At 69.2% G+C, this 21,372-nt stretch carries 22 protein-coding genes and 2 tRNA genes; 18 read left to right on the plus strand and 6 right to left on the minus strand.

All coding sequences use genetic code 11. From position 1 onward, the window contains the following. Positions 1-8 precede the first annotated feature (8 nt). Genes LSF15_RS04640 through LSF15_RS04665 form a run of 6 tightly spaced genes read left to right on the plus strand, consistent with a single transcriptional unit; the run spans position 9 to position 7,937 of the window. Positions 9-1,292, plus strand: coding sequence for a sensor histidine kinase (locus tag LSF15_RS04640; protein WP_232497345.1), 1,284 nt, complete (start codon positions 9-11; stop codon positions 1,290-1,292). Further along, positions 1,289-1,993 carry a response regulator gene (locus LSF15_RS04645; RefSeq protein ID WP_232497346.1) on the plus strand — a complete coding sequence of 235 codons (705 nt, stop codon included), beginning with the start codon at positions 1,289-1,291 and terminating at the stop codon, positions 1,991-1,993. The genes LSF15_RS04640 and LSF15_RS04645 overlap by 4 nt, the downstream gene beginning before the upstream one ends. A 36-nt stretch (positions 1,994-2,029) precedes the next feature. Next, positions 2,030-4,588, plus strand: coding sequence for an aminopeptidase N (gene pepN, locus LSF15_RS04650; protein WP_232497347.1), 2,559 nt, complete (start codon positions 2,030-2,032; stop codon positions 4,586-4,588). Positions 4,589-4,599: 11 nt separating this feature from the next. Continuing rightward, positions 4,600-5,709 (plus strand): mechanosensitive ion channel family protein, encoded by a 1,110-nt coding sequence (locus tag LSF15_RS04655; RefSeq protein WP_232497348.1) that lies wholly within the window; start codon positions 4,600-4,602, stop codon positions 5,707-5,709. Further along, positions 5,706-6,185 (plus strand): globin, encoded by a 480-nt coding sequence (locus LSF15_RS04660; protein WP_269756157.1) that lies wholly within the window; start codon positions 5,706-5,708, stop codon positions 6,183-6,185. The genes LSF15_RS04655 and LSF15_RS04660 overlap by 4 nt, the downstream gene beginning before the upstream one ends. Before the next feature lie 57 nt (positions 6,186-6,242). Continuing rightward, complete coding sequence (locus LSF15_RS04665) at positions 6,243-7,937, plus strand: FAD-binding dehydrogenase (RefSeq protein ID WP_232497349.1); 1,695 nt, start codon at positions 6,243-6,245, stop codon at positions 7,935-7,937. Positions 7,938-8,049: 112 nt separating this feature from the next. On the opposite strand, the gene LSF15_RS04670 is transcribed toward LSF15_RS04665, so the two are convergent. Then, entirely contained in the window at positions 8,050-8,727 is a 678-nt protein-coding gene (locus LSF15_RS04670) for a DUF8185 domain-containing protein (protein WP_232497350.1), read from the minus strand. A gap of 91 nt (positions 8,728-8,818) precedes the next feature. Here LSF15_RS04670 and LSF15_RS04675 point away from each other — a divergent pair, with 91 nt between their 5' ends. The 3 genes from LSF15_RS04675 to LSF15_RS04685 all read left to right on the plus strand — a co-directional run bounded on the left by LSF15_RS04675 (position 8,819) and on the right by LSF15_RS04685 (position 10,817). Beyond that, the gene (locus LSF15_RS04675; RefSeq protein WP_232497351.1) at positions 8,819-9,700 is read left to right on the plus strand and encodes an acyl-CoA thioesterase; all 882 of its coding nucleotides are present in this window, start codon (positions 8,819-8,821) and stop codon (positions 9,698-9,700) included. A 101-nt stretch (positions 9,701-9,801) separates the two neighbouring features. Beyond that, positions 9,802-10,296 (plus strand): Rieske (2Fe-2S) protein, encoded by a 495-nt coding sequence (locus LSF15_RS04680; protein WP_232497352.1) that lies wholly within the window; start codon positions 9,802-9,804, stop codon positions 10,294-10,296. Continuing rightward, a complete protein-coding gene (locus LSF15_RS04685; protein ID WP_232497353.1) occupies positions 10,296-10,817 on the plus strand; it encodes a hypothetical protein in 522 nt (173 codons plus the stop codon). The genes LSF15_RS04680 and LSF15_RS04685 overlap by 1 nt, the downstream gene beginning before the upstream one ends. A 3-nt stretch (positions 10,818-10,820) precedes the next feature. Here LSF15_RS04685 and LSF15_RS04690 read toward each other — a convergent pair whose 3' ends face one another. The 3 genes from LSF15_RS04690 to LSF15_RS04700 all read right to left on the minus strand — a co-directional run bounded on the left by LSF15_RS04690 (position 10,821) and on the right by LSF15_RS04700 (position 13,788). After that, positions 10,821-11,297: an acyl-CoA thioesterase gene (locus tag LSF15_RS04690; protein WP_232497354.1), complete on the minus strand. Its 477-nt coding sequence runs from the start codon at positions 11,295-11,297 to the stop codon at positions 10,821-10,823. Position 11,298: 1 nt separating this feature from the next. Then, entirely contained in the window at positions 11,299-12,981 is a 1,683-nt protein-coding gene (gene ettA / locus LSF15_RS04695; protein ID WP_232497355.1) for an energy-dependent translational throttle protein EttA, read from the minus strand. A gap of 231 nt (positions 12,982-13,212) precedes the next feature. Beyond that, the gene (locus LSF15_RS04700; protein ID WP_232497356.1) at positions 13,213-13,788 is read right to left on the minus strand and encodes a single-stranded DNA-binding protein; all 576 of its coding nucleotides are present in this window, start codon (positions 13,786-13,788) and stop codon (positions 13,213-13,215) included. A gap of 235 nt (positions 13,789-14,023) precedes the next feature. On the opposite strand from LSF15_RS04700, the gene LSF15_RS04705 reads away from it, so the two are divergent. From LSF15_RS04705 to LSF15_RS04715, 3 genes are all read left to right on the plus strand, one after another. Beyond that, positions 14,024-15,031 carry an aldo/keto reductase gene (locus LSF15_RS04705; protein WP_232497357.1) on the plus strand — a complete coding sequence of 336 codons (1,008 nt, stop codon included), beginning with the start codon at positions 14,024-14,026 and terminating at the stop codon, positions 15,029-15,031. A 129-nt stretch (positions 15,032-15,160) separates the two neighbouring features. Beyond that, entirely contained in the window at positions 15,161-15,412 is a 252-nt protein-coding gene (locus LSF15_RS04710; protein WP_232497358.1) for a hypothetical protein, read from the plus strand. Between the two features lie 85 nt (positions 15,413-15,497). Beyond that, positions 15,498-16,142, plus strand: coding sequence for a hypothetical protein (locus LSF15_RS04715; protein WP_232497359.1), 645 nt, complete (start codon positions 15,498-15,500; stop codon positions 16,140-16,142). 6 nt (positions 16,143-16,148) lie between these two features. On the opposite strand, the gene nadE is transcribed toward LSF15_RS04715, so the two are convergent. Then, positions 16,149-16,970, minus strand: coding sequence for an NAD(+) synthase (nadE, locus tag LSF15_RS04720; RefSeq protein ID WP_232497360.1), 822 nt, complete (start codon positions 16,968-16,970; stop codon positions 16,149-16,151). A 132-nt stretch (positions 16,971-17,102) separates the two neighbouring features. Between nadE and LSF15_RS04725 the strand changes: the two genes are divergently transcribed. The 6 genes from LSF15_RS04725 to LSF15_RS04750 all read left to right on the plus strand — a co-directional run bounded on the left by LSF15_RS04725 (position 17,103) and on the right by LSF15_RS04750 (position 20,986). Next, entirely contained in the window at positions 17,103-18,323 is a 1,221-nt protein-coding gene (locus LSF15_RS04725) for a cation:proton antiporter (RefSeq protein ID WP_232497361.1), read from the plus strand. Between the two features lie 71 nt (positions 18,324-18,394). Then, a tRNA-Arg gene (locus LSF15_RS04730) sits at positions 18,395-18,467 on the plus strand. A 57-nt stretch (positions 18,468-18,524) separates the two neighbouring features. Further along, positions 18,525-19,145: an oligoribonuclease gene (orn, locus tag LSF15_RS04735; protein WP_232497362.1), complete on the plus strand. Its 621-nt coding sequence runs from the start codon at positions 18,525-18,527 to the stop codon at positions 19,143-19,145. Between the two features lie 43 nt (positions 19,146-19,188). Further along, positions 19,189-19,264, plus strand: a tRNA-His gene (locus LSF15_RS04740). Between the two features lie 87 nt (positions 19,265-19,351). Continuing rightward, positions 19,352-19,699, plus strand: a complete 348-nt coding sequence (locus LSF15_RS04745; RefSeq protein ID WP_232497363.1) for a metallopeptidase family protein — start codon at positions 19,352-19,354, stop codon at positions 19,697-19,699. Between the two features lie 24 nt (positions 19,700-19,723). Next, positions 19,724-20,986, plus strand: coding sequence for a serine hydrolase family protein (locus tag LSF15_RS04750; RefSeq protein ID WP_232497364.1), 1,263 nt, complete (start codon positions 19,724-19,726; stop codon positions 20,984-20,986). A 60-nt stretch (positions 20,987-21,046) separates the two neighbouring features. Here the strand turns inward: LSF15_RS04750 and LSF15_RS04755 are convergent, their stop codons facing one another. Continuing rightward, entirely contained in the window at positions 21,047-21,307 is a 261-nt protein-coding gene (locus LSF15_RS04755) for a hypothetical protein (RefSeq protein ID WP_232497365.1), read from the minus strand. Positions 21,308-21,372: the final 65 nt, after the last annotated feature.

Genomic DNA, 21,372 nt, shown 5'->3' on the forward strand with positions numbered 1-21,372 from the left:
TCCTGTCCATGACCCAGTCGTGGCTCGCCCCCGACCACCCGAATGCGGTGGTCGGGGGCGAACCGCGCCTGCCGAAACCGCCCGGGGTGTTCCGGCAGTTCTGGGCGCGGCATCCGCGGCTCACCGACGGACTGATCGCCGGCATCTACGGCGTGCCGACGATCAGCACCGCGATCGTCATGGCCGTCATCGACGGGCTCCCGGTCTGGTTCGCCATCGTGGAGGTCGCGTCGATCCTCGCGGCGACCGTCGCCGTCTTCCTGCTCCGACGCACGCGCCCCCGGATCGTGCTGGGGATCGGCATGCTCGTGTGCCTCGTCTCGGCGCCGGCGGGATCCATCGAGATCATCGCGATCCTGATCGCGCTCTACGCGGTCGCCGTCTACGACTCGTCGAGGTCGGCCTGGATCGGTCTCGGCCTATCGGTGGGGGTCGCCGCGCTGACGTCGTTCCTCGCCGCTCGGCTCCGGGACACCCGCATCGTCGAGCCCTTCGACTTCGAACCCCTGGGCTCGTCGATCGCGTTGGCGCTGTTCATGCTCATCGCGACGCTCATCGGCGTGACGGTGGGCAATCGCCGTCGGTACCTCGATGCGCTCATCGCCCGCGCCCACGACCTCGCGAGAGAACGCGACCAGCAGGCGGAACTCGCCGCGGCACAGGAGCGCTCGCGCATCGCCCGCGAGATGCACGACATCGTCTCGCACGGGCTGACCGTCATGATCACCCTCGCCGAGGGATCTGCGGTGACCGCCGGGCGCGACCCCGAGCGCGCGGCCGACGCGATGCGACACGTCGCCGACGCCGGGCGCGACGCCCTCGGCGAGATGCGCCGCATGCTGGGCGTGCTGACCGGGCCGGCCGACGCCGCCGCCGACCGTTCGCCGCAGCCGGATGTCGCCGCCATCCCCGCGCTCGTCGACGGGTTCCGCGAGGCCGGGTTACCGGTGCGGCTCACGACGTCAGGGCCCGCGATCACCGAGCCCACACTGCAGCTCGCCGTGTATCGCATCGTGCAGGAGGGGCTGACCAACGCGCTGCGCCACGCGTCGGGAGCGCAGCACGTCGACGTCCGCATCGAGCGACGCGACGACGACATCGAGGTCACGGTCGAGGATGACGCCGTGCACCGCTCCATCCGGATGACGGGCGCAGGCCGCGGCCTCGCCGGGCTTCGTGAGCGGGTCGCGCTCTACGGCGGCACCGTCGAGGCGGGATCACGGCCCGGCGGTGGCTGGCTGCTCCGTGCCACGCTCGACGCGACATCCGACCGACCCGGAGGGGATGCATGACCCTCGACCAGCCGCGCCCGATCCGGATTGCGATCGTCGACGACCAGGCGCTCGTCCGCACCGGCTTCCGCATGGTGCTCGAGGCCGAGGTCGACTTCGAGGTCGTCGGTGAGGGCGGAGACGGCGCCGCCGCGATCGACCTGGCACGATCCACGGCCATCGACGTCATGCTGATGGACGTGCGGATGCCCGGGATCGACGGCATCGCCGCGACCGCCGCCGTGACGGCGGGTGAACACCCGCCGCACGTCATCGTGCTCACGACCTTCGACCTCGACGAGTACGCCTTCGCGGCGATCCGCTCGGGCGCGAGCGGCTTCCTCCTGAAGGACGTGCGCCCGCAGGAGCTCGTCAGCGCCATCCGCACCGTGCACGCCGGGGACGCCGCCCTCGCCCCGCGCGTCACCCGGAGGATGATCGAGATGTTCGCCGACGAGCTGCCGATCGCCGACGGGGCCGCGCCGCCGACGCCATCGCTGCTCGACACGCTGACGCCGCGCGAACGCGAGATCCTCGTCGCCATCGCCGAGGGCCTCAACAACACCGATCTGGCCGCGCGCTTCCACGTCTCGGAATCGACCGTGAAGACCCACGTCGGGCGCATCCTGCAGAAGCTCGACGCACGCGATCGCGTGCATCTGGTGATCATCGCGTACGAGCACCGGCTGATCCCACCGGGAACGGTCGGAGAGCGTCGGTAGGCTGGCGGGGCACATCGACGCGAAGGGGTCTCATCCATGCCGGCTGCCAATCTCACCCGAAGCGAGGCCGAAGCTCGCGCCGCCACCATCGACGTGCGCGACTATGCCGTCACGCTCGACCTGACGCGCGCAGCCGAGACCTTCTCGAGCGAGACGATCGTGCGGTTCGCGGCCACCCCGGGCACGTCGACCTTCATCGAGGCGACGACGCGCGAGGTGCGCGAGATCGTGCTGAACGGGCATCCGCTCGACCTCTCGGTGAGCGACGGTTCACGCATCCGACTCGAGGGGCTCGCTGCAGAGAACGAGCTCAGAGTGGTCGGCACCTTCGCCTACACGAACACCGGCGAGGGCCTGCACCGCTTCGTCGACCCGGTCGACGGCGAGACCTACCTGTACACCGAGTTCGCGGTCGCCGAGGCCAACCGGGTGTTCGCGGTGTTCGACCAGCCCGACCTCAAGGCCTCATTCCGCTTCACCGTCACGGCGCCCGCGCACTGGGAGTTCCTGAGCAACGCGCCGACGCCCGAGCCTGCCGTCGACGGCGAGCACGCCACCTGGGCGTTCGAAGCCGGCCCGGTCATGTCGAGCTACATCGTCGCGCTCGTCGCCGGCCCGTACGCGTCGTGGCGCGATCAGGCGACCAGTGTCGACGGTCGCGAGATCCCCCTCGGGCTCTTCACGCGCGCCTCGCTCGCCCAGTACGCCCATCCCGACGTCATGTTCGAGACGGTGAAGGCCGGCCTCGCGTTCTATGAGCAGGCGTTCGGCGTGGCCTACCCGTTCGGCAAGTACGACCAGATCTTCGTGCCCGAGTACAACTGGGGCGCCATGGAGAACGTCGGGGCCGTCACGTTCAACGAGTCGTACCTGTTCCGCGCGCGTGTCTCCGATGCCCGGCGCGAGCAGCGGGCCATCGTCGTGCTGCACGAGCTCAGCCACATGTGGTTCGGCAACTCGGTCACCATGAAGTGGTGGAACGACCTGTGGCTCAACGAGTCGTTCGCGACGTGGGCGTCGACGCTCGCGACGTCGCAGATCACCGAGTTCACCGGGGTCTGGGCGACGTTCGCGAGCGACGAGAAGACCCACGCCGCCGAACAGGACCAGCTGCCGTCGACGCATCCGATCGTCGCCGTCATCGACGATCTCGCCGACGTCGAGGTCAACTTCGACGCGATCACCTACGACAAGGGCGCCTCGGTGCTCAAGCAGCTCGTCGCGTTCGTCGGCCTCGACGCGTTCCAGCGCGGAGTCGGCGCCTACCTCGCCGCGCACGCGAACGGCAATGCGACCCTGCGCGACCTGCTCGACGAACTCGAGCGCGCGAGCGGGCGCGAACTGACCAGGTGGTCGCAGCTGTGGCTCGAGACCGCAGGGGTGAACACGCTGCGCGCGATCGTCGAAACGGATGCCTCGGGCACGATCACCGCCGCACGCGTCGAGCAGTCGGCGGCCACGGAGCATCCGACCCTGCGTCCCCATCGGGTCGCGATCGGCTCGTACACGCTCGACGGATCTGCCCTCACCCGAACGCATCGGGTCGAACTCGACATCGACGGCCCGAGCACCGACGTGCCCGAGCTCGTCGGGCTGGCGCGCCCCGACCTGCTGCTCGTGAACGACGACGACCTGACGTACGCGAAGGTGCGTCTCGACGACCGCTCCTTCGCGGTCGCCACCGAGCACCTCGCCGGGATCGCCGACCCGGTCGCGCGTGCGGTCGTGCTCGGGTCCGCCTGGGATGCAGTCCGCGACGCCGAACTCGCGCCGCGCGCGTTCGTGCGACTGGTGGTGGCGAACATCGGCCGTGAGACGCAGTCCGCGGCGCGCGGCCTCGCCCTCGACCACCTCGAGACGGTGCTCGGCCGATACCTGGCCGAGGAGCACTGCGAGCAGGTCGCCGCCGAAGCCGGCGACGCCGTCTGGGCGCTCGCCGAGCTCGCGGCAGCCGGCTCCGACACGCAGCTGCAGTTCGTGAAGGCGTTCACCCGCATCGCGTCGACGGCGGCCCACGCCGACGTGCTCGGCAGCCTGCTCGACGGGTCGATCAGGCTCCCGGGGCTCGAAGTCGATCTCGACCTGCGGTGGGAGCTCGTCATCGCCCGTGCAGCGCTCGGCGCGGGCACTGATGAAGAGCTCGCCGATGCCCTGCAGCGCGACGACACCGCCAAGGGGCGCCAGCTCGCCGAGACCGCCCGGGCCGCCCGTCCCGATCAGGCGTCGAAGGATGCCGCGTGGCAGCGCGTCATGACCGACGCCACGCTGTCGAACGACCTGGCTCGGGCGATCGCCGACGGCTGGCGACGCACGACCTCGCCCGAGTTGCTCGGGTCGACCGTTGTGGAGTACTTCGACCGTCTGCACGCGGCGTGGGCCGAGCGCGGCTTCACGATGGGCCGCATCATCGCGACGCGGCTCTTCCCGTCGCCGCTCGTGACGAATGAGCTCGCCGACGTCACCCGCTCCTGGCTCGCGGCCGTTGCCGAGCCCGCCCCGCTGCACCGGCTCATCGGCGAGCAACTCGCCGAGCTCGAGCGCGGCCTCGCCGCGCAGGCGCGCGATGCCAGCGAGCTCTCGGTCGCGGCTCAGTAGACTTTCGCAGCATGTTCGCTTCTGAGTCCCCACCGCCTGAGCCCACCCCGGTGAGCGGCGACTTCTGGGCGGGCATCGTCGACTACTGGGTCACGAACTGGGACAACGTCCTCGGCACCCTGATCTCGATCGTCGTCATCATCGCGATCGCCCTGCTGATCCGGTGGGCGCTGCACTTCGTCATCGACCGCGTCGTGCAGCAGATCGTCACGGGCGTCAAGAAGAAGCAGGACGTCACCGACACGCAGGCGCTGCAGGCCTCACCCTCACCGCTCGCCGCGGTGCGGCTCGTGCAGCGCACCCGAACCCTCGGTTCGGTGCTCACGAACGTCGTCAACGTCACCCTGTTCATCATCGTGACGCTGCTGATCGTCAACACGATCAACGAGGCGATCCTCGGATCGTTCGCCCTGCTCACCGCCGCCATCGGCGCCGGTCTCGGCTTCGGCGCGCAGAACATCGTGAAAGACGTCCTCAACGGGCTCTTCATGGTCGTCGAAGACCAGCTCGGTGTCGGCGACATCGTCGACCTCGGGCCGGCGACGGGCATCGTCGAGGCCGTGCAGATCCGCATCACAAAGGTGCGCGACGTGAACGGCACGCTCTGGTTCGTGCGAAACGGCGAGATCCTGCGGGTCGGCAACATGTCGCAGGGCTGGGCTCGGGTCATCCTCGATCTTGCCGTGCCGTACGACACCGACGTCGACGCCGTCGAAGCCCAGCTGCTGCGCACCGCCACCGAGATGTCGCAGACCGGCAAGTGGCGCTCCCGCATCCTCGAGAAGCCCGAAGTCTGGGGTCTCGAGTCGATCAGCGAAGAGGCGCTCATCATCCGCGTCGTCATGAAGGTGCGCTCGTCGGCCAAAGACGACGTCGCGCGTGAACTGCGCATGCGGTTGAAGAACTCCCTCGACGCCATGGACGTCAAGCTGCCGAGCCTCTCGAGCGTCGTGCCGACCGGCTTCGAGGGCGCCACCCGTGTCAAGGGCGCGAAACCACCGCGAACCGCGCCGAGCGCCGTCATCACGGGCGCTCCCCCTGCCAAGTCGCGCCCGGGGCGCGCACCGCGAGCGCCCCGTGCGCCGAAACCGCCGACATCGCCCACCGGAGACCCGTCATGACCGAACACCGCCAGCCCGAGACATCCGCGGCGCAGTCGCCTGCTCGGGTGCCGCCCGCCGACGTGCCGGTGCGCGGAAGCGAGCACGGCGAGGCACTCGGCGTCTCGTTCTACGAGACGGTCGGCGGTCGGCCGACGTTCGAGCGGCTCGTCGCCGAGTTCTATCGCGGGGTCGCCGACGATCCGGTGCTGCGGCCGATGTATCCCGAGGAAGACCTGGGGCCCGCCGCTGAACGGCTCACGATGTTCCTCGTGCAGTACTGGGGCGGGCCCGGCACCTACAGCGAGCAGCGCGGGCACCCGCGGCTGCGTCTGCGGCACCAGCCGTTCAAGGTCAACCCCGAGGCCCGCGACCGCTGGCTCGCGCACATGCGCACCGCCGTCGACTCGCTCGAACTGCCGCCGCTCGCCGATGCGACACTGTGGGATTATCTGCAACGGGCCGCACTCGCGATGGTCAACACCTTCGACGACTGATCCCCCCGGGCTGCCCGGCCCACGACGCGCCGCACCACCCGAGACGAAGGAGTCCACGTGGCCGCAACCCCTGCCCCTGCCGACCGCACCCCTGCCCCGACGCCCGAGCCCGAGCTCGACGCGATCATCGTCGGCGCCGGACTCTCGGGCCTCGTGGCGGCCGCCGAACTCGTCGACGCCGGCAAGCGAGTCGTCATCGTCGAACAGGAGCCGGCGGCGAGCCTCGGCGGCCAGGCCCACTGGTCATTCGGCGGCCTGTTCCTCATCGACTCCCCCGAGCAGCGGCGCATGGGCGTCAAGGACTCCCTCGACCTCGCGAAGCAGGACTGGGACGGCACCGCGGCGTTCGACCGCGACGACGACGAATGGGGACGCCGCTGGGCCGACGCGTACCTCGAGTTCGCGGCCGGCGAGAAGCGCGCCTGGCTGCACGAGAAGGGCGTGCGCTTCTTCCCCATCGTCGGCTGGGCCGAGCGCGGCGGCTACAACGCGATCGGCCACGGCAACTCCGTGCCCCGCTTCCACATCACGTGGGGCACGGGTCCGGGCGTGCTCGCCCCGTTCATCGCGCGCGTCCGGGCCGGTGAGGCGGCCGGGCTCGTCGAGTTCCGGCACCGGCACCGCGTCGACGAATTGATCGTCGAGTCGGGCGCCGTCGTCGGCGTGCGCGGCGCAATGCTCGCGGCGGATGCCGCAGAGCGCGGTGAGCCGTCGAATCGCGAGGTCGTCGGCGACTTCGAGCTGCGCGCCGGCGCGGTGGTCGTGGCCTCGGGCGGCATCGGCGGCAACCACGAACTCGTGCGGCGATACTGGCCCGATCGCATGGGCGCCGCCCCCGCCTCGATGCTCTCGGGAGTCCCCGCGCACGTCGACGGGCGCATGCTGCCCATCGCCGAGCAGGCGGGCGCACGAGTCGTGAACGGCGATCGCATGTGGCACTACACCGAGGGCATCACCAACTGGGATCCGGTGTGGCCGATGCACGGCATCCGCATCCTGCCCGGCCCGTCGTCGCTCTGGTTCGACGCCGAGGGCAAGCGGCTCCCCGTGCCGCTCTTCCCGGGGTTCGACACCCTGGGCACGCTCGAGCACATCGTGTCGACCGGCCACGATCACTCGTGGTTCGTGCTCACCCAGAAGATCATCGAGAAGGAGTTCGCGCTCTCGGGCAGCGAGCAGAACCCCGACCTCACGGGAAAGGACCTGAGGCTGCTCGCGCAGCGCATCGGCTCGGGGGCGCCCGCACCGGTCGAGGCGTTCAAGCAGCACGGGGTCGACTTCGTCGTCGCCGACACGCTCGACGAATTGCTCGACGGCATGCGAGCGCTCTCGCCCGAGGTCGGGATCGACGCCGACAACATCCGGCGCGAGGTCGTCGCGCGCGACCGCGAGGTCGACAACGAGTTCTCGAAGGACCTGCAGCTGACCGCGGTGCGCGGGGCTCGCAAGTACCGCGGCGACAAGCTCATCCGCGTCGCGACCCCGCACAGGATCCTCGACCCCGCGGCGGGTCCGCTCATCGCCGTGAAGCTGCACATCCTCACGCGCAAGAGCCTCGGCGGCATCCAGACCGACCTCGACTCGCGCGCGCTCGGCGCCGGCGGCGAGCCCCTCCCGGGGCTCTTCGCCGTCGGCGAGGCCGCCGGCTTCGGCGGTGGCGGCGTGCACGGCTACCGCGCGCTCGAGGGAACCTTCCTCGGCGGATGCCTCTTCACCGGTCGCGCCGCCGGCCGGGCGATCGCCCGGGGCTGAGGCGGCTGAAGAGCGAGCGCCTCGAAAGCCCGTCGGTCGAGGAGCAGAGCGTATCGAGACATCGGACGGAACTCGATACGGCGCTGGTGCCTCCTCGATCAGCGGGCCCCGATCACGCCTTCAGCGTCCAGGGCTTGCGTCGCACGAGCACGTGACCGCGACGGGTCGTGAGCCTCGTCCACGGCCCGGTCTCGAACAGCCCCACCGGATCGTCGCCGAGGAAGCCGAGGCTGAAGGTCGCGAACGCGGCACCGGCGGGCACGTACTCGAGCCCTTCGACGCCGCGACCCCACACCTCGGAGCGCACGCGCTGCACGAGTTGCTCACCCGTGCCATCGGGGATCGCGGTGGCCACCTCGTCGATGCCTGCACGAGCGGCGGCCTCGAGTCTCGCGGCATCCGTCTCGCCGAGCGCTCGCCAACCGCCCCTGGGCGGCGAGATTCCCGCCCACGTCACCGTGTTCACCTCGGGCGGGCGCGACATGCTCACCGCACGCGACTCGTCGTCGCCGACCTCGGAGCGGGCGCGCACGATGCGTTCGACGAGCGAGCGCATCGGAACGACCGAGTCGAACTCGGCGTCATCGGCGAGGGCGAAGGTGCGCAGCCCGAGCACGGTCGGGCTCTCGTCGAGGATGCCGCGAGGATAGAGGATCGCCGTGTAGACGGCGAGGATGCCCGAACCGGCGACGAGGCGCACCGAGCCGTCTTCGACGCGGCCGGCGCGTTGCAAGTAGGTGTGCAGGTCGCCGAGCGAAAGGCTGTCGGCGAGCGTGAGTTGTTGAGCCATCTGCTGTCTAAACTACCAAGGGCGCGCCGTCGCCCCGGGCGCGTCGCGCCGAGACGCGACGGGCGCAGTCGCTCACCGACACGGAGGAACGATGAACGGTCCCATCGACGGCCTGCTGAGCACGTTGAATCTCACCGATACCGGCGCCCGCACCCGTGAGGACATCTTCACCGGGCCCTCGCAATGGATGCCGCTCGGGCGGGTGTTCGGCGGGCAGGTGCTCGCGCAGTCGCTCGTAGCGGCCATGCACACCGTGCCGACCGATCGCACCATCCACTCGATGCACGGCTACTTCCTGAGACCCGGCGATGTGCAGCACCCGATCACCTTCTCGGTCGATCGCCTGCATGACGGCCGCTCATTCACCACCCGCCGTACACAGGCCTACCAGAACGGCGAGCCGATCCTCTCGCTCATCGCGTCGTTCCAGACTCATGACGAGGGCCTCGAACACCAGGTCGACATGCCCGACGACCTGCCCGACCCTGAGAGCCTGCCCTCGACCGCCGATGTGCTCGGCGAGTTCGATCACGATGTCGCGCGGTACTGGTCCAGCCAGCGGGCGTTCGACGTGCGGCACATCCCCTCGCCCATCTACCTCACGGTCGACGGCGAGCGTGCACCGCGCCAGGCCGTGTGGATGCGGGCGTTCGGCCGTCTCCCCGACGACCCCAACCAGCACCGTGCGGCGCTCGCCTACGCGAGCGACTACTCGATTCTCGAGCCCGTGCTGCGCGCCCACGGCATCGCGTGGTCGTCGCCCGGACTGAAAGTGGCGAGCCTCGATCACGCGATGTGGTGGCACCGCGACGCGCGGGTCGACGAGTGGTTGCTCTTCGTCCAGGAATCGCCGTCGGCGAGTGGTGGGCGAGGTCTCACGCTGGGCCGCATCTACACGCAGGGTGGGGTGCTGGTCGCCAGCGTCGCCCAGGAGGGCATGGTTCGCGTTCCCCTCACTGACGCAGTCGGCTGAATTCTTGCTGTGCAATCCCGTCACAACGCGCCCGCTTGGCCCATGATGGTGGATCAGACGCGCATCGTGCGCGGGCGACGCGAGGTGAAGGAGCTCAGGCGATGACCGATCCCACCGATCTCACGAGACGCGCAGTACTGACCGTCGGGTCCCTCGGCGCGTTCGGCGGCGCACTGGTACTCGCCGGGTGCGCGGCCGACGGCTCTGACGGGGCGAGCCCGTCGAGTCCGTCGACCCCGTCTCCCGAGGTGACCGACGAAGCTCCGACCGATCCGAGTGCCGCACCCGACGCGCCGGCGGCCGGAGACGACGTCGCCGCCCTTGCCGACGTCCCGGTCGGGGGCAGCATCGATGCCACGATCAACGGCGAGGCCGCGCTCGTCTCCCAGCCGACGGCCGGCCAAGTCGTCGCATTCAGTGCCGTCTGCACTCATCAGGGGTGCATGGTCGCCGCGGCCGGCGACGAGTTCCACTGCCCCTGCCACGGATCGATCTACGACGCCGCCACCGGAGAGGTGATCACCGGGCCCGCGATCAACCCGCTCCCCGAGATCGCGGTCGCCGTGTCGGGTGACCGCATCATCGCGGCCTCCTGATGGACTACGAATTCGCGGGACTTCCCCTGCACGTCCTGCTCGTGCACGCCGTGATCGTGCTCGTGCCCCTGCTTGCGCTCCTGCTCGTCGTCATCGCCGCATGGCCCGCAGCGCGTCGCGTGCTCTGGCTGCCCGCGCTCATCGGCGCCGCGGTGCTGCTGCCCCTCGGCCTCGTCACGATCGAGGCCGGCAAGTGGCTCGAGGACCGGGTTCCGAAGACCCCGCTCATCGAGGAGCACACCGACATCGGCGAGGACATCGTGCCGTGGCTGGTCGCGCTGCTCGTGCTCGCCGCGGTCATCGCCGCGTGGGCGGTCGTCGAACTGATCTCGGCGCGTCGCTCGGGCGAGCACGAGCCCGCACGCCCGGGCCGGGGTATCCGCATCGTCGTCGGTGTCGTGCTCACGCTCGCCGCACTCGGCGTGCTCGCGGGATCGACGTGGACGCTCGTGCAGATCGCCGAAGCCGGGAGCCGTGCGGTCTGGGAAGGATCGTTCAGCGACGTTCCGCTCGAGGATTGAGCTTCAGCGGCGGCGGAACGTGAGCGGGTCTTCGAGGTAGGGCTCCCACGCGGCGCGCTCGGCCTCGCTGATACGTCGCGGACGTTCGGTCGCGGCGTCGACGATGACGATCGTCGTGACCGCGCGCGTGTACAGCACGCGGGCTTCGACGTCGGTCGGCGAGAAGACCTCGTAGCAGACGTCGAGACTCGCGCCGCCGATGTGCCCGATCCACAGTTCGATGTCGAGCGGCTGACGCTGGTACGGGATCGGCGCGAGATACTCGACCTCTTGACGCGCGATGAGCGTGATCGTGTTCGCACCGGGGCTCGCGTCGAGCACCGCCGTCGACGCGCCGACGGCGTGCTCGGACGTGTCGTCGCTCACCCAGAACGCCTGGATGCGCGCCTCCTCGAGAAGGCTGAGCATGCGGGCGTTGTTCACGTGCCCGTAGGCGTCGAGGTCGCTCCACCGCAACGGGGTGGGCACGTGAAGTCGCATCTCAGTCTCGCGTCAGCTTGCGGTAGGCGGAACGGTGCGGCTTCGCCGCCTCGGGCCCGAGGCGCTCGATCTTGTTCGCCTCGTACGACTCGAAGTTGCCCTCGAACCAGTGCCAGTACGACGGGTTCTCGTCGGTGCCCTCATAGGCGAGGATGTGCGTGGCGATGCGGTCGAGGAACCACCGGTCGTGGGTGATGACCACGGCACAGCCGGGGAACTCGAGCAGCGCATTCTCGAGGCTCGACAGCGTCTCGACGTCGAGGTCGTTGGTCGGCTCGTCGAGGAGCAGCAGGTTGCCGCCCTGCTTGAGCGTGAGCGCGAGGTTCAGGCGGTTGCGCTCACCGCCCGAGAGCACGCCTGCGGGCTTCTGCTGGTCGGGGCCCTTGAAGCCGAAGGTCGAGACGTACGCGCGGCTGGGTACCTCGGTCTTGCCGACCTGGATGTAGTCGAGTCCGTCGGAGACCACCTCCCACAGCGTCTTCTTCGGGTCGATTCCGCCGCGCGACTGGTCGACGTAGGAGATCTCGACGGTATCGCCGACCTTGACCTGGCCGCCATCGATGGGTTCGAGACCGACGATCGTCTTGAAGAGCGTCGTCTTGCCGACGCCGTTGGGTCCGATGATGCCGACGATGCCGTTGCGAGGGAGCGTGAAGCTGAGGCCCTCGATGAGCGTGCGGTCGCCGAAGCCCTTCTGCAGGTTCTTGACTTCGAGCACGATGTCGCCCAGGCGCGGGCCCGGCGGGATCTGGATCTCCTCGAAGTCGAGCTTTCTCGTGCGATCGGCCTCGGCTGCCATCTCTTCGTAGCGGGCGAGGCGCGCCTTCGACTTCGCCTGCCGGCCCTTGGCGTTCGAGCGCACCCAGTCGAGTTCGCTCGCGAGGCGCTTGGCGAGCTTCGCGTCCTTCTTGCCCTGGACGGTCAGTCGCTCCTGCTTCTTCTCGAGGTAGGTCGAGTAGTTGCCCTCGTAGGGGTAGAGGCGGCCGCGGTCGACCTCGCAGATCCACTCGGCGACGTGGTCGAGGAAGTACCGGTCGTGGGTGACGGCGAGCACGGCACCGGGGTACTTGGCGAGGTGCTGTTCGAGCCAGAGCACACTCTCGGCGTCGAGGTGGTTGGTGGGCTCGTCGAGCAGCAGCAGGTCGGGCTTCTGCAGGAGGAGCTTGCAGAGCGCGACGCGGCGCTTCTCACCGCCGGAGAGCACGGAGACCCGCTCGTCGCCGGGCGGGCAGCGCAGTGCGTCCATCGCCTGCTCGAGCTGCGAGTCGAGGTCCCAGGCATCCGCGGCGTCGATCGCCTCCTGCAGCACGCCCATCTCGGCGAGCAGTGCATCGAAGTCGGCGTCGGGCTCGGCCATCGCGTGAGAGATCTCGTTGAAGCGGTCGAGCTTCGCCTTGATCGGGCCGACGCCCTCTTGCACGTTCTCGAGCACCGACTTGGTCTCGTCGAGCACGGGTTCCTGCATCAGGATGCCCACCGAGTAGCCGGGCGTGAGCTTCGCCTCGCCATTCGACGGCTGGTCGAGCCCGGCCATGATCTTCAGGATCGTCGACTTGCCGGCGCCGTTGGGGCCGAGCACGCCGATCTTCGCCCCGGGCAGGAACGCCATCGTCACGTCGTCGAGAATGACCTTGTCGCCGACCGCTTTGCGGGCGCGAACCATCGAGTAAATGTAGTCAGCCATATCGCCTACCAGTCTATGGGTCGCGTCCGACCCACGAGACAGCCACCGGCGCCGAGGGGCCGGCCGACTGAGACGGCATCGAGCAACCTGACAGGACGAGGGCGAGGACGTCTCCGACGAGCGCGGCCGTCGCGCCGATCGGTCGCGCCATCGTTCTCCTCAGCTGCCGCCGCGGCCACCCGAGCCGACTCTCTGCGTGCCGTCGACGGCCCGGGTGACCGCGCAGGCGGCTCAGTCGACCGCTCCTGCGGTGGCGAACACCTCTCCCGTGCGCTCATCGGTGTCGCCGAACGCACCGAGGTCGTCGTCGTCATCGGTGGCGCTGAGGGCGGTCGCGGGCCAGCCGCCGGCGTCGCTGGAGTCGTCGCCGGCGCCGAACCCGATCGACGACTCGACGGCGGCGGCGTCATCGAGTTCCCCGCCCTCGGGAGCGGTGCCTGCGGCGCGTGCCTTCTCGAGCCGGCCGTACGTCGTGACGCACCACGAGAGGTCGTGTCCGATCGAGTCGGCCTCGATCTCGACGGTGGTGCCGGACTTGGTGCCGTTGTCCCACTCGCGCTGGCGAAGTCGACCGCGAACGACGAGCCGCTCCCCCTTGCGCACCGAGAGACTGGTGTTGACGGCGAGCTGCCGGAACGCCGAGACGGTGTACCAGTTGGTCTCGCCGTCCTCCCAGGAGCCCTTCGTGCGATCGAAGTACCGGTGCCGCGACGCGAACCGGAACGAGGTGATCGCGAGCCCCTGGTTGGTGACGTGGTGTCGCGGGTCGCTGCCCACGACGCCGGTCAGGGTGATGGTGTCGGTCATTGTGCACTCCTCGGTCGGGCGCCGCCGCGAATCGACGGCTCGCGGTTCCGGGGCGACCTCGTGCCGGACGACGCCCCGGAACCGCGTGTCTCGAGCCTCGTGCCCGTGGCGTGACATCCGTCGGTGCATTCGCGCACCCGTGGAGAACCGGGTGGGTGGCGACCCTGTCGAGGACGAGTGGCCGCGTCGCACGCGGCCGGCGGAACGTTCGCTTCGGTCACCGTAGAGTGGCCCGATGACCTTCGTCGCGCACCCCGAACGATACGACCGCATGCAGTACAACCGGGTCGGCCGCAGTGGACTGAAGCTCCCCTCGCTCTCGCTCGGCCTGTGGCACAACTTCGGTCACGACCGCGCCTACGACACGCAGCGCGCGATCGTGCGCCGCGCGTTCGACCTCGGCATCACGCACTTCGACCTCGCGAACAACTACGGCCCGCCGGCAGGCAGCGCTGAGGAGAACTTCGGCCGGATGCTCGCGACCGACCTCGCTCGATACCGTGACGAGCTCATCGTCTCGTCGAAGGCCGGGTACGACATGTGGCCGGGCCCGTACGGCGAGTTCGGGTCGCGCAAGTACCTGCTCGCATCGCTCGACCAGAGCCTGCGTCGGCTCGGGCTCGACTACGTCGACATCTTCTATTCGCACCGCCCCGACCCCGAGACGCCGATCGAGGAGACCATGGGCGCGCTCGCCACCGCCGTTCGCCAGGGCAAGGCGCTCTACGTCGGCATCTCGAACTACGGGCCCGACGAGACCCGCGCCGCTGCGGCGGCCCTCGAGGCCGAAGGCGTGCCGTTGCTCATCCACCAGCCGCGGTACTCGATGTTCGACCGCCACATCGAGGACGGCTTCTTCCCGGCGCTCGAGGAGGTCGGTGCGGCCAGCATCGTGTTCTCACCGCTCGCGCAGGGCCTGCTGACCGATCGATACCTCACGGGGGATGTCCCGTCCGGGTCCCGCGCGGCGACGAGCCGGTTCCTCTCCCCCGACCGCATCAGCGCCGAGTACCTCGAGCGCGCCCGCGCGCTCGATGCCATCGCGAAGGAGCGCGGGCAGTCGCTCGCCCAGCTCGCGCTCTCCTGGGTGCTCAGGCAGCCGCTCGTCACGAGCGCCCTCATCGGCGCGTCGAGCGTGACCCAGCTCGAGCAGAACGTCGCCGCACTCGACGCGGCTCCGCTCACCGAGGCCGAGATCGAGCGCATCGAGCCGTTCGCCGCGAACGGCACCGCGCTCGGCTGAGTTCCCGAGAACCCGGTGCGCAGGGGGGGCGCCGGGCTGAGCGCCGCTGATCGAGCGGTCTGGATGACGGTGGGTCTGCGTATCGTCGCAGACACACCGCAGGGCCGGCTGCACGATGAGAGGCACGACATGAGCACGGCAGTTCTCGCACGAACCCGCGTACCCTTCCCCGCCGTCGTACCCGGCCTCACGATCTCGCCCGCGGCGCCCGATCTGTGGCGAGTCTCGCGAGCGAGTGGCGCGGTCGTCGGTCACATCGAGCGGCACGGGGGCGACGACCGCGTGCGGTATCGAGCTCGCCGAGTCCTGCCGGGCGGCATCCGTTCGATCGAACTCGGCGAGTTCTGGTCGCCGCGCGAGGCCGCTGAGCTCTTCCGCTGAGAGGCAGCCGTTCGGCGACCCGTGAATTCTTGGCGCGCCGTGGCCGAGGCGCAGGGCGGTCCCGACCGCGCGATAGCCTGCGGCCATGCAGTGGTGGAACGACCTCGTCTCCTGGATCACGTCGAGCGATGCCCAGCCGGCGGTCTTCACGGCCGCCCTCCTGTTCCTCGCGGTGCTCGCCGCCGGCCTGCTCGCGGCCTGGATCTCGAGTGGCTCGATCAAACGGGTCGTCGCCCAACGCGACCGCGAGGCGAAGACTGCGGCGATCGCCGCCCTCGTCGACGCCGCGACCGAGGCGTCGGTGTGGAATTCGCTCACTCCGCAGGAACAGGTGCTCGCCGACCGGGTCGTCGGACAGGCCGACATCCAAGTGCGACTGCTGCCGATCCGCGGCTCCGACGTCGCGGCGAACTGGGCGGCTCACCAACTGCACGAACTCAAGCGGGCCTCCGCGACGTTCGGCTACCAACTCGATCCCGCCGTGGTCGAGTTCCGCGACCGTCTGCTCGAATGGCAGCGCCACCCGGGGCGCACCCGCAAGCAGTTCCAGAACGACCTGGATCGCTGGCGCACGCAGCGCGTCGAGCAGCCCGAACTCGAGACCGTCGACCAGCAGGACGCGTGGGTCGCGGCACAGCATCATGAGCGCTACAGCGAGACGGTGCCGCTCAGTGATCGCACGGCCGACGCCACGACCGGGCCGACCCAGACGGTGCCCACCGACCGCTGAGGCCGATCAGCGCCACCAGTCGTCGAACATCGAGACGGGTACCGTGCGCTTGTGGCGCGTCTGCAGGAACCGCGCCTCGATCTTCTCGGCGATCGCCGGATCGATGTCCTCGCCCTCGAGGAACGCGTCGATGTCGCGATAACGCAGCCCGAGATTGGCCTCGTCGGACTGGCCCGGGTCTGTGTCGAGCAGATCCGCGGTCGGCACCTTGAGGGAGAGCCGGTCGGGCGCTCCGAGGTGTTCGAGCAACGCGCGGCCCTGCCGTTTCGTGAGGCCGGTCAAGGGCAGGAGGTCGGTTCCCCCGTCGCCGAACTTCGTGAAGAATCCCGTCACCGCCTCGGCGGCGTGGTCGGTGCCGACCACGAGGAGCCCCCTTTCGCCCGCGAGCGCGTATTGGGCGACCATCCGCATGCGCGCCTTCACGTTCCCCTTGCCGAAGTCGCTGATCGAGACATCCGTCGCTTCGGCGAAGTCCGACGAGAGCCCGTCGACACCGCCTCTGATGTTGAAGACGACCGTCTCCTGAGGGTCGATGAAGTCGAGGGCGATCTGCGCATCGTCCTCGTCGCGCTGAACCCCGTAGGGAAGCCGCACCGCGACGAATGTCGCAGCGCCTCCCTCGGCGATGAACTCTTCGACCGCGAGCCGGCAGAGACGCCCGGCGAGCGAGGAGTCCTGCCCGCCGCTGATGCCCAGCACGAGCCCGTTCGCGCCGGACGCGCGAAGGTAGTCCTTGAGGAAGTCGATCCGTGAGCGCACCTGCTCGGCCGGGTCGATGGCTGGGGTGACATTGAGTTCGGCGATGATTCGCGCCTGCACGTCTCGCATGCCCCGACGATACCGTCGGCGTGTTTCACGGAGGAAACGCGCCCAGCCGCATCCGCGGCGACCCGAGCGGCGCGGCCCGACTCGCACTAGCATCGCGACTGGGGTGCGGTCGCACCCGTCGGGGAGGGACGCATGGAAGTCTCGCTCAGCACGATGGTGCTCGTGCCGGCGATCGCCGCAGTCGCACCGCTGCTCGTTCGCGGCATCGGGCGTTGGCTGGCGATTCCGCTCGTCGTGTTCGAGATCGTGCTCGGACTGCTGCTCGGTCCGGCGGTGCTCGGGTGGGTCACGCCCGACGCATTCCTCGACCTCCTGTCGGAGTTCGGGCTGGCGATGCTGTTCTTCCTCGCGGGCAACGAGATCGACTTCCGTACGATTCGCGGTCGACCGATCAGCCGGGCCGCGATCGGCTGGATCATCTCGCTCGCCGCGGGCTTCGGCATCGCCGCACTCATCGCCGTCGACCTGCCGTCGGCAGCGTTCATCGGCATCGCGCTCACCTCCACGGCGCTCGGCACGATCCTTCCGGTGCTGCGCGACTCGGGCGACCTGAAGACACCGTTCGGCATCTCGGTGATCGCGCTCGGCGCGGTCGGGGAATTCGGGCCGCTCCTGGCGATCTCGCTCTTCCTGAGCGGCCGTTCACCGCTCGTCGCCGCGCTCGTGCTGCTGCTCTTCGCACTGCTCGCGGGCGTGGCGATCTGGTTCGCAGCGAGAGGTCTCGGCGAGCGCTTGCATCACGTCATCACGACCACGCTCCACACCAGCGGTCAGTTCGCGGTGCGACTGGTCTTGTTCGTGCTGCTCGCTCTGGTCGCCCTCAGCATGCTGCTCGATCTCGACATGCTCCTCGGCGCATTCACCGCGGGGGTGATCTACCGCCTGCTGATGTCGGGCGCACCGAAGGCCGACGCCGAAGCCGTCGAATCGAAGCTCGAAGCAGTCGGATACGGATTCCTGGTGCCCGTGTTCTTCATCAACACCGGTGTCGAGTTCGACCTCGAGGCACTGTTCGCCGACGGCCGCACGATCGCGATGCTGCCCGTGTTCCTCGTGTTGCTCCTTGTCGTTCGCGGACTGCCGTCGCTGCTCGTCGTGCCGAACGGGGCGAGCCGTCCTGACCGCGTCGCGACCGCGCTCTTCGGGGCGACCGGCCTGCCGATCATCGTCGCGGTGACGGCCATCGGCGTCGAGCGCGACGAGCTCGACACCGGAACGGCCGCTGCACTCGTCGGTGCGGGAATGCTCTCGGTGCTGCTGTTCCCGCTCATCGCCCTCGCCATCAGGGGCGGCCGCAGAAGATCGCGTCGCCGCACGCGCACGGATGACGTGGGCATGCCCACCGAAGGCTGAGCACAACCCCCGAGCGAACGCGGTCGATCACCGCTCGGTGGCTATGCTGGCTGAAGCACGATCCGATGTCACCCCCCGTAGCTCAGTGGACAGAGCAGGTGGTTTCTACCCACTTGGTCGGGAGTTCGAATCTCTCCGGGGGGACCTTCGGCCCTCATGCGCACCGCGTCCCGTGTCGGCGCGCCCCGCTAGACTCGCCGCATGGCTTCCTCGAGTGACCGACTGGTCTGGATCGACTGCGAGATGACCGGGCTCGACCTCGAGGTCGACGAACTCGTCGAGATCGCGGTCGTCATCACCGACTACGACCTGACCCCCGTCGACGCGGGGCTCAACATCGTCATCAAGCCCGACGCGAGCGCGCTCCAGTCGATGGGCGAGTTCGTGCGCGCGATGCACACCGAGTCCGGCCTCATCGAAGAGATCCCCAACGGCGTCAGCGTCGCCGATGCCGAGTACCAGGTGCTCGAATATGTGCTGAAGCACGTGCCCGCAGAGCAGAAGGCGCCGCTCGCGGGCAACTCCATCGGCACCGACCGCGCATTCCTCACCAAGTACATGCCACGCCTCGACGCGCACCTGCACTACCGCAACGTCGACGTCTCGTCGATCAAAGAGCTCGCGAAACGCTGGTATCCCCGCGCATACTTCAACGCGCCCGCGAAGAACGGCGGGCACCGCGCGCTCGCCGACATCCTCGAATCGATCAGGGAACTGCACTACTACCGGCGCGCGGTGTTCGTCGCCGATCCCGGGCCGTCGAGCCAAGAGCTGCAGACCCTCGCGGCGTCGGTCGTGGACGAGTTCGCCACCAAGGTGTAGTAGTCTCTTCTAGTTGCCATATCGCGTCAGCGGTCAGCACATGGTGGGTATAGCTCAGTCGGTAGAGCGCCTGGTTGTGGTCCAGGAGGTCGCGGGTTCAAGCCCCGTTACTCACCCCAAGGAGCGCCTGGTTGTGGTACAGCCTGGTTGTGGTACCGCATCCAGGGAAGCTCGCGGGTTCAAGCCCCGACCCGTGGGAGCAACTCGTGGAACTCGATGCCGAAGCCTTCGAAGCCCTCGTCGTCGATGAACTCGACCGGTTGCCCGACGACATGGTCGACGGTCTCGAGAACCTCGTGTTCGTCGTCGAGGATCGACCCGAAGACGGCTCGCTCGACACGCTCGGCCTCTATGAGGGGTGGGCGCTCACCGAACGCGACCGGTACGGCTTCGGCGAGATGCCGGATCGCATCATCCTGTACCGCGAGCCGCTACTCGCCATCTGCGACGACGAGGACGAACTCCGCGACGAGATCCATGTGACTCTGGTGCACGAGATCGCGCACTTCTACGGCATCGACGACGACCGTCTGCACGAGTTGGGCTGGGCCTGAGCCAGGCCGGGTTACCCTGAATCCATGAATTTCCGCCCCGGCCGCTTCGTCGGCATCACCCTCGGGGCAGTCGCGATCCTCGCGGTCGGGGTGTACGGGCCGGCGATGCTCCTCGGTCCGCTCCCCGAGCCGTCGGTGCGCCTCGCGACATCCGAGGGTGGGTCATCCGATGCAGGCGCCGCAGCGCCGATCGCGCTGCCCGAGACCGGGGCAAGCGCGCTCGCGCTCGTCTCCGATGAGGGCGACGCAGAGGTGCTCGCGGTCGCGGGCGACACCGAGCCCCTGCCGATCGGCGGTGCGGTGAAGCTCGTCACCGTGCTTGCGACGCTCGAGTCGCTGCCACTTCCCGCCGACGGCGACGGCCCGGGGCTGCGAATCGGCCCGGCCGACTACACCGACTACCTGCGCTATCAAGCTGAGGGTTCGCGTACGCTGCAGGTCTCTCCCGGAGACACCTGGTCCGAGCGCGATGTGGTGCGGGCCGTGCTGCTGGCGTCGAGCAACAATCACGCCGACACGCTCGTCCGCTGGGCATTCGGCAGCATCGACGCCTACGTGACGGCCGCGAACGACTGGCTCGCCGAACAGGGGTTCACCGCGACGCGCGTCGCCGACGCGACGGGCCTCTCGGGTGACAACGTCGGCACCGCCGAAGAGCTCACCCGCCTCGCGGCGCTCGTGCTGGACGATCCCGAACTCGCCGAGATCTACGAAGCACCCGATTCCGCCACGCTCGGCGCCCGCGACGTGCCCGACGTCGTCGACCGGCTCGGCGACGAGGGCGTCCGAGCGATCGCGCGCAGCTACACCGACCAAGCCGGCGTCAGCTTCATCTACTCGACGACGGTGACCGGCGTCGAGGGTGAAGAGCCCCGCCGCGTGATCGGCGCGATGACGCTCATTCCCGACTACGACACGCTCGACGCCGCCGTCGTGCAGACGAAGGAGTCGGTGTCGGCTGCAGCTCAGCCGATCAGCGTCATCACCGCCGGCACGAGTTACGGCCTGGTCGAGTCGGCATGGGGCGACTCGGCGGAGTTGATCGCGACGGCCGATCGAACGGATGCCGCGTGGGGCAGCGATCCGGGCGAGGCATCGGTCACCGTCGAGCGGTTCACGACGGCGCCCGCCGGACGGGTGGTCGGCAGCGTGGTGGTTTCGACCGCCGACGGCGACCTCGCCTCGGAACTCGAACTCTCGAGCGGAATCGGCGACCCTGGCCCGCTGTGGCGCCTCGCGAACCCGGTCGCACTCATCAGCGCCTTCGTCGCCGACCAGTCGAGCTGACGCCCGGCGTCGCGGCACAACACGATGCGCGCGGCTCGCCGGGCACGCGAGTCGGGAGCTTCAGTCGTTGTTGTCCTCGTCGAACTCGACCGGGTCGGAATCGCCCGCGTCGAATCGGAACCGCACGCGGAGCTGCCCATTGACGTGATGCTCGTCGATCGCGTCGTACCAGAAGAGCGACTCCAGCCCGTCGACCGCGGCGACCATGCCGACCCGGGACTCCGGCTTGCCGGAGATGAGGATGCGGTGCTCGAACTCCCCCTCGAGCGGGCCGTCGATGAACTCTGCGACGTATTGGGCGCCTGCCGTATCTCCACTCATGTCACTACCGTAGTCCTCGCAGCACGCCGTCGGCAGGGACACGCGAGCGACGCGACGGTCGGTGC

This window comes from Agromyces humatus, from assembly GCF_021228295.1.
Lineage (GTDB): Bacteria > Actinomycetota > Actinomycetes > Actinomycetales > Microbacteriaceae > Agromyces > Agromyces humatus.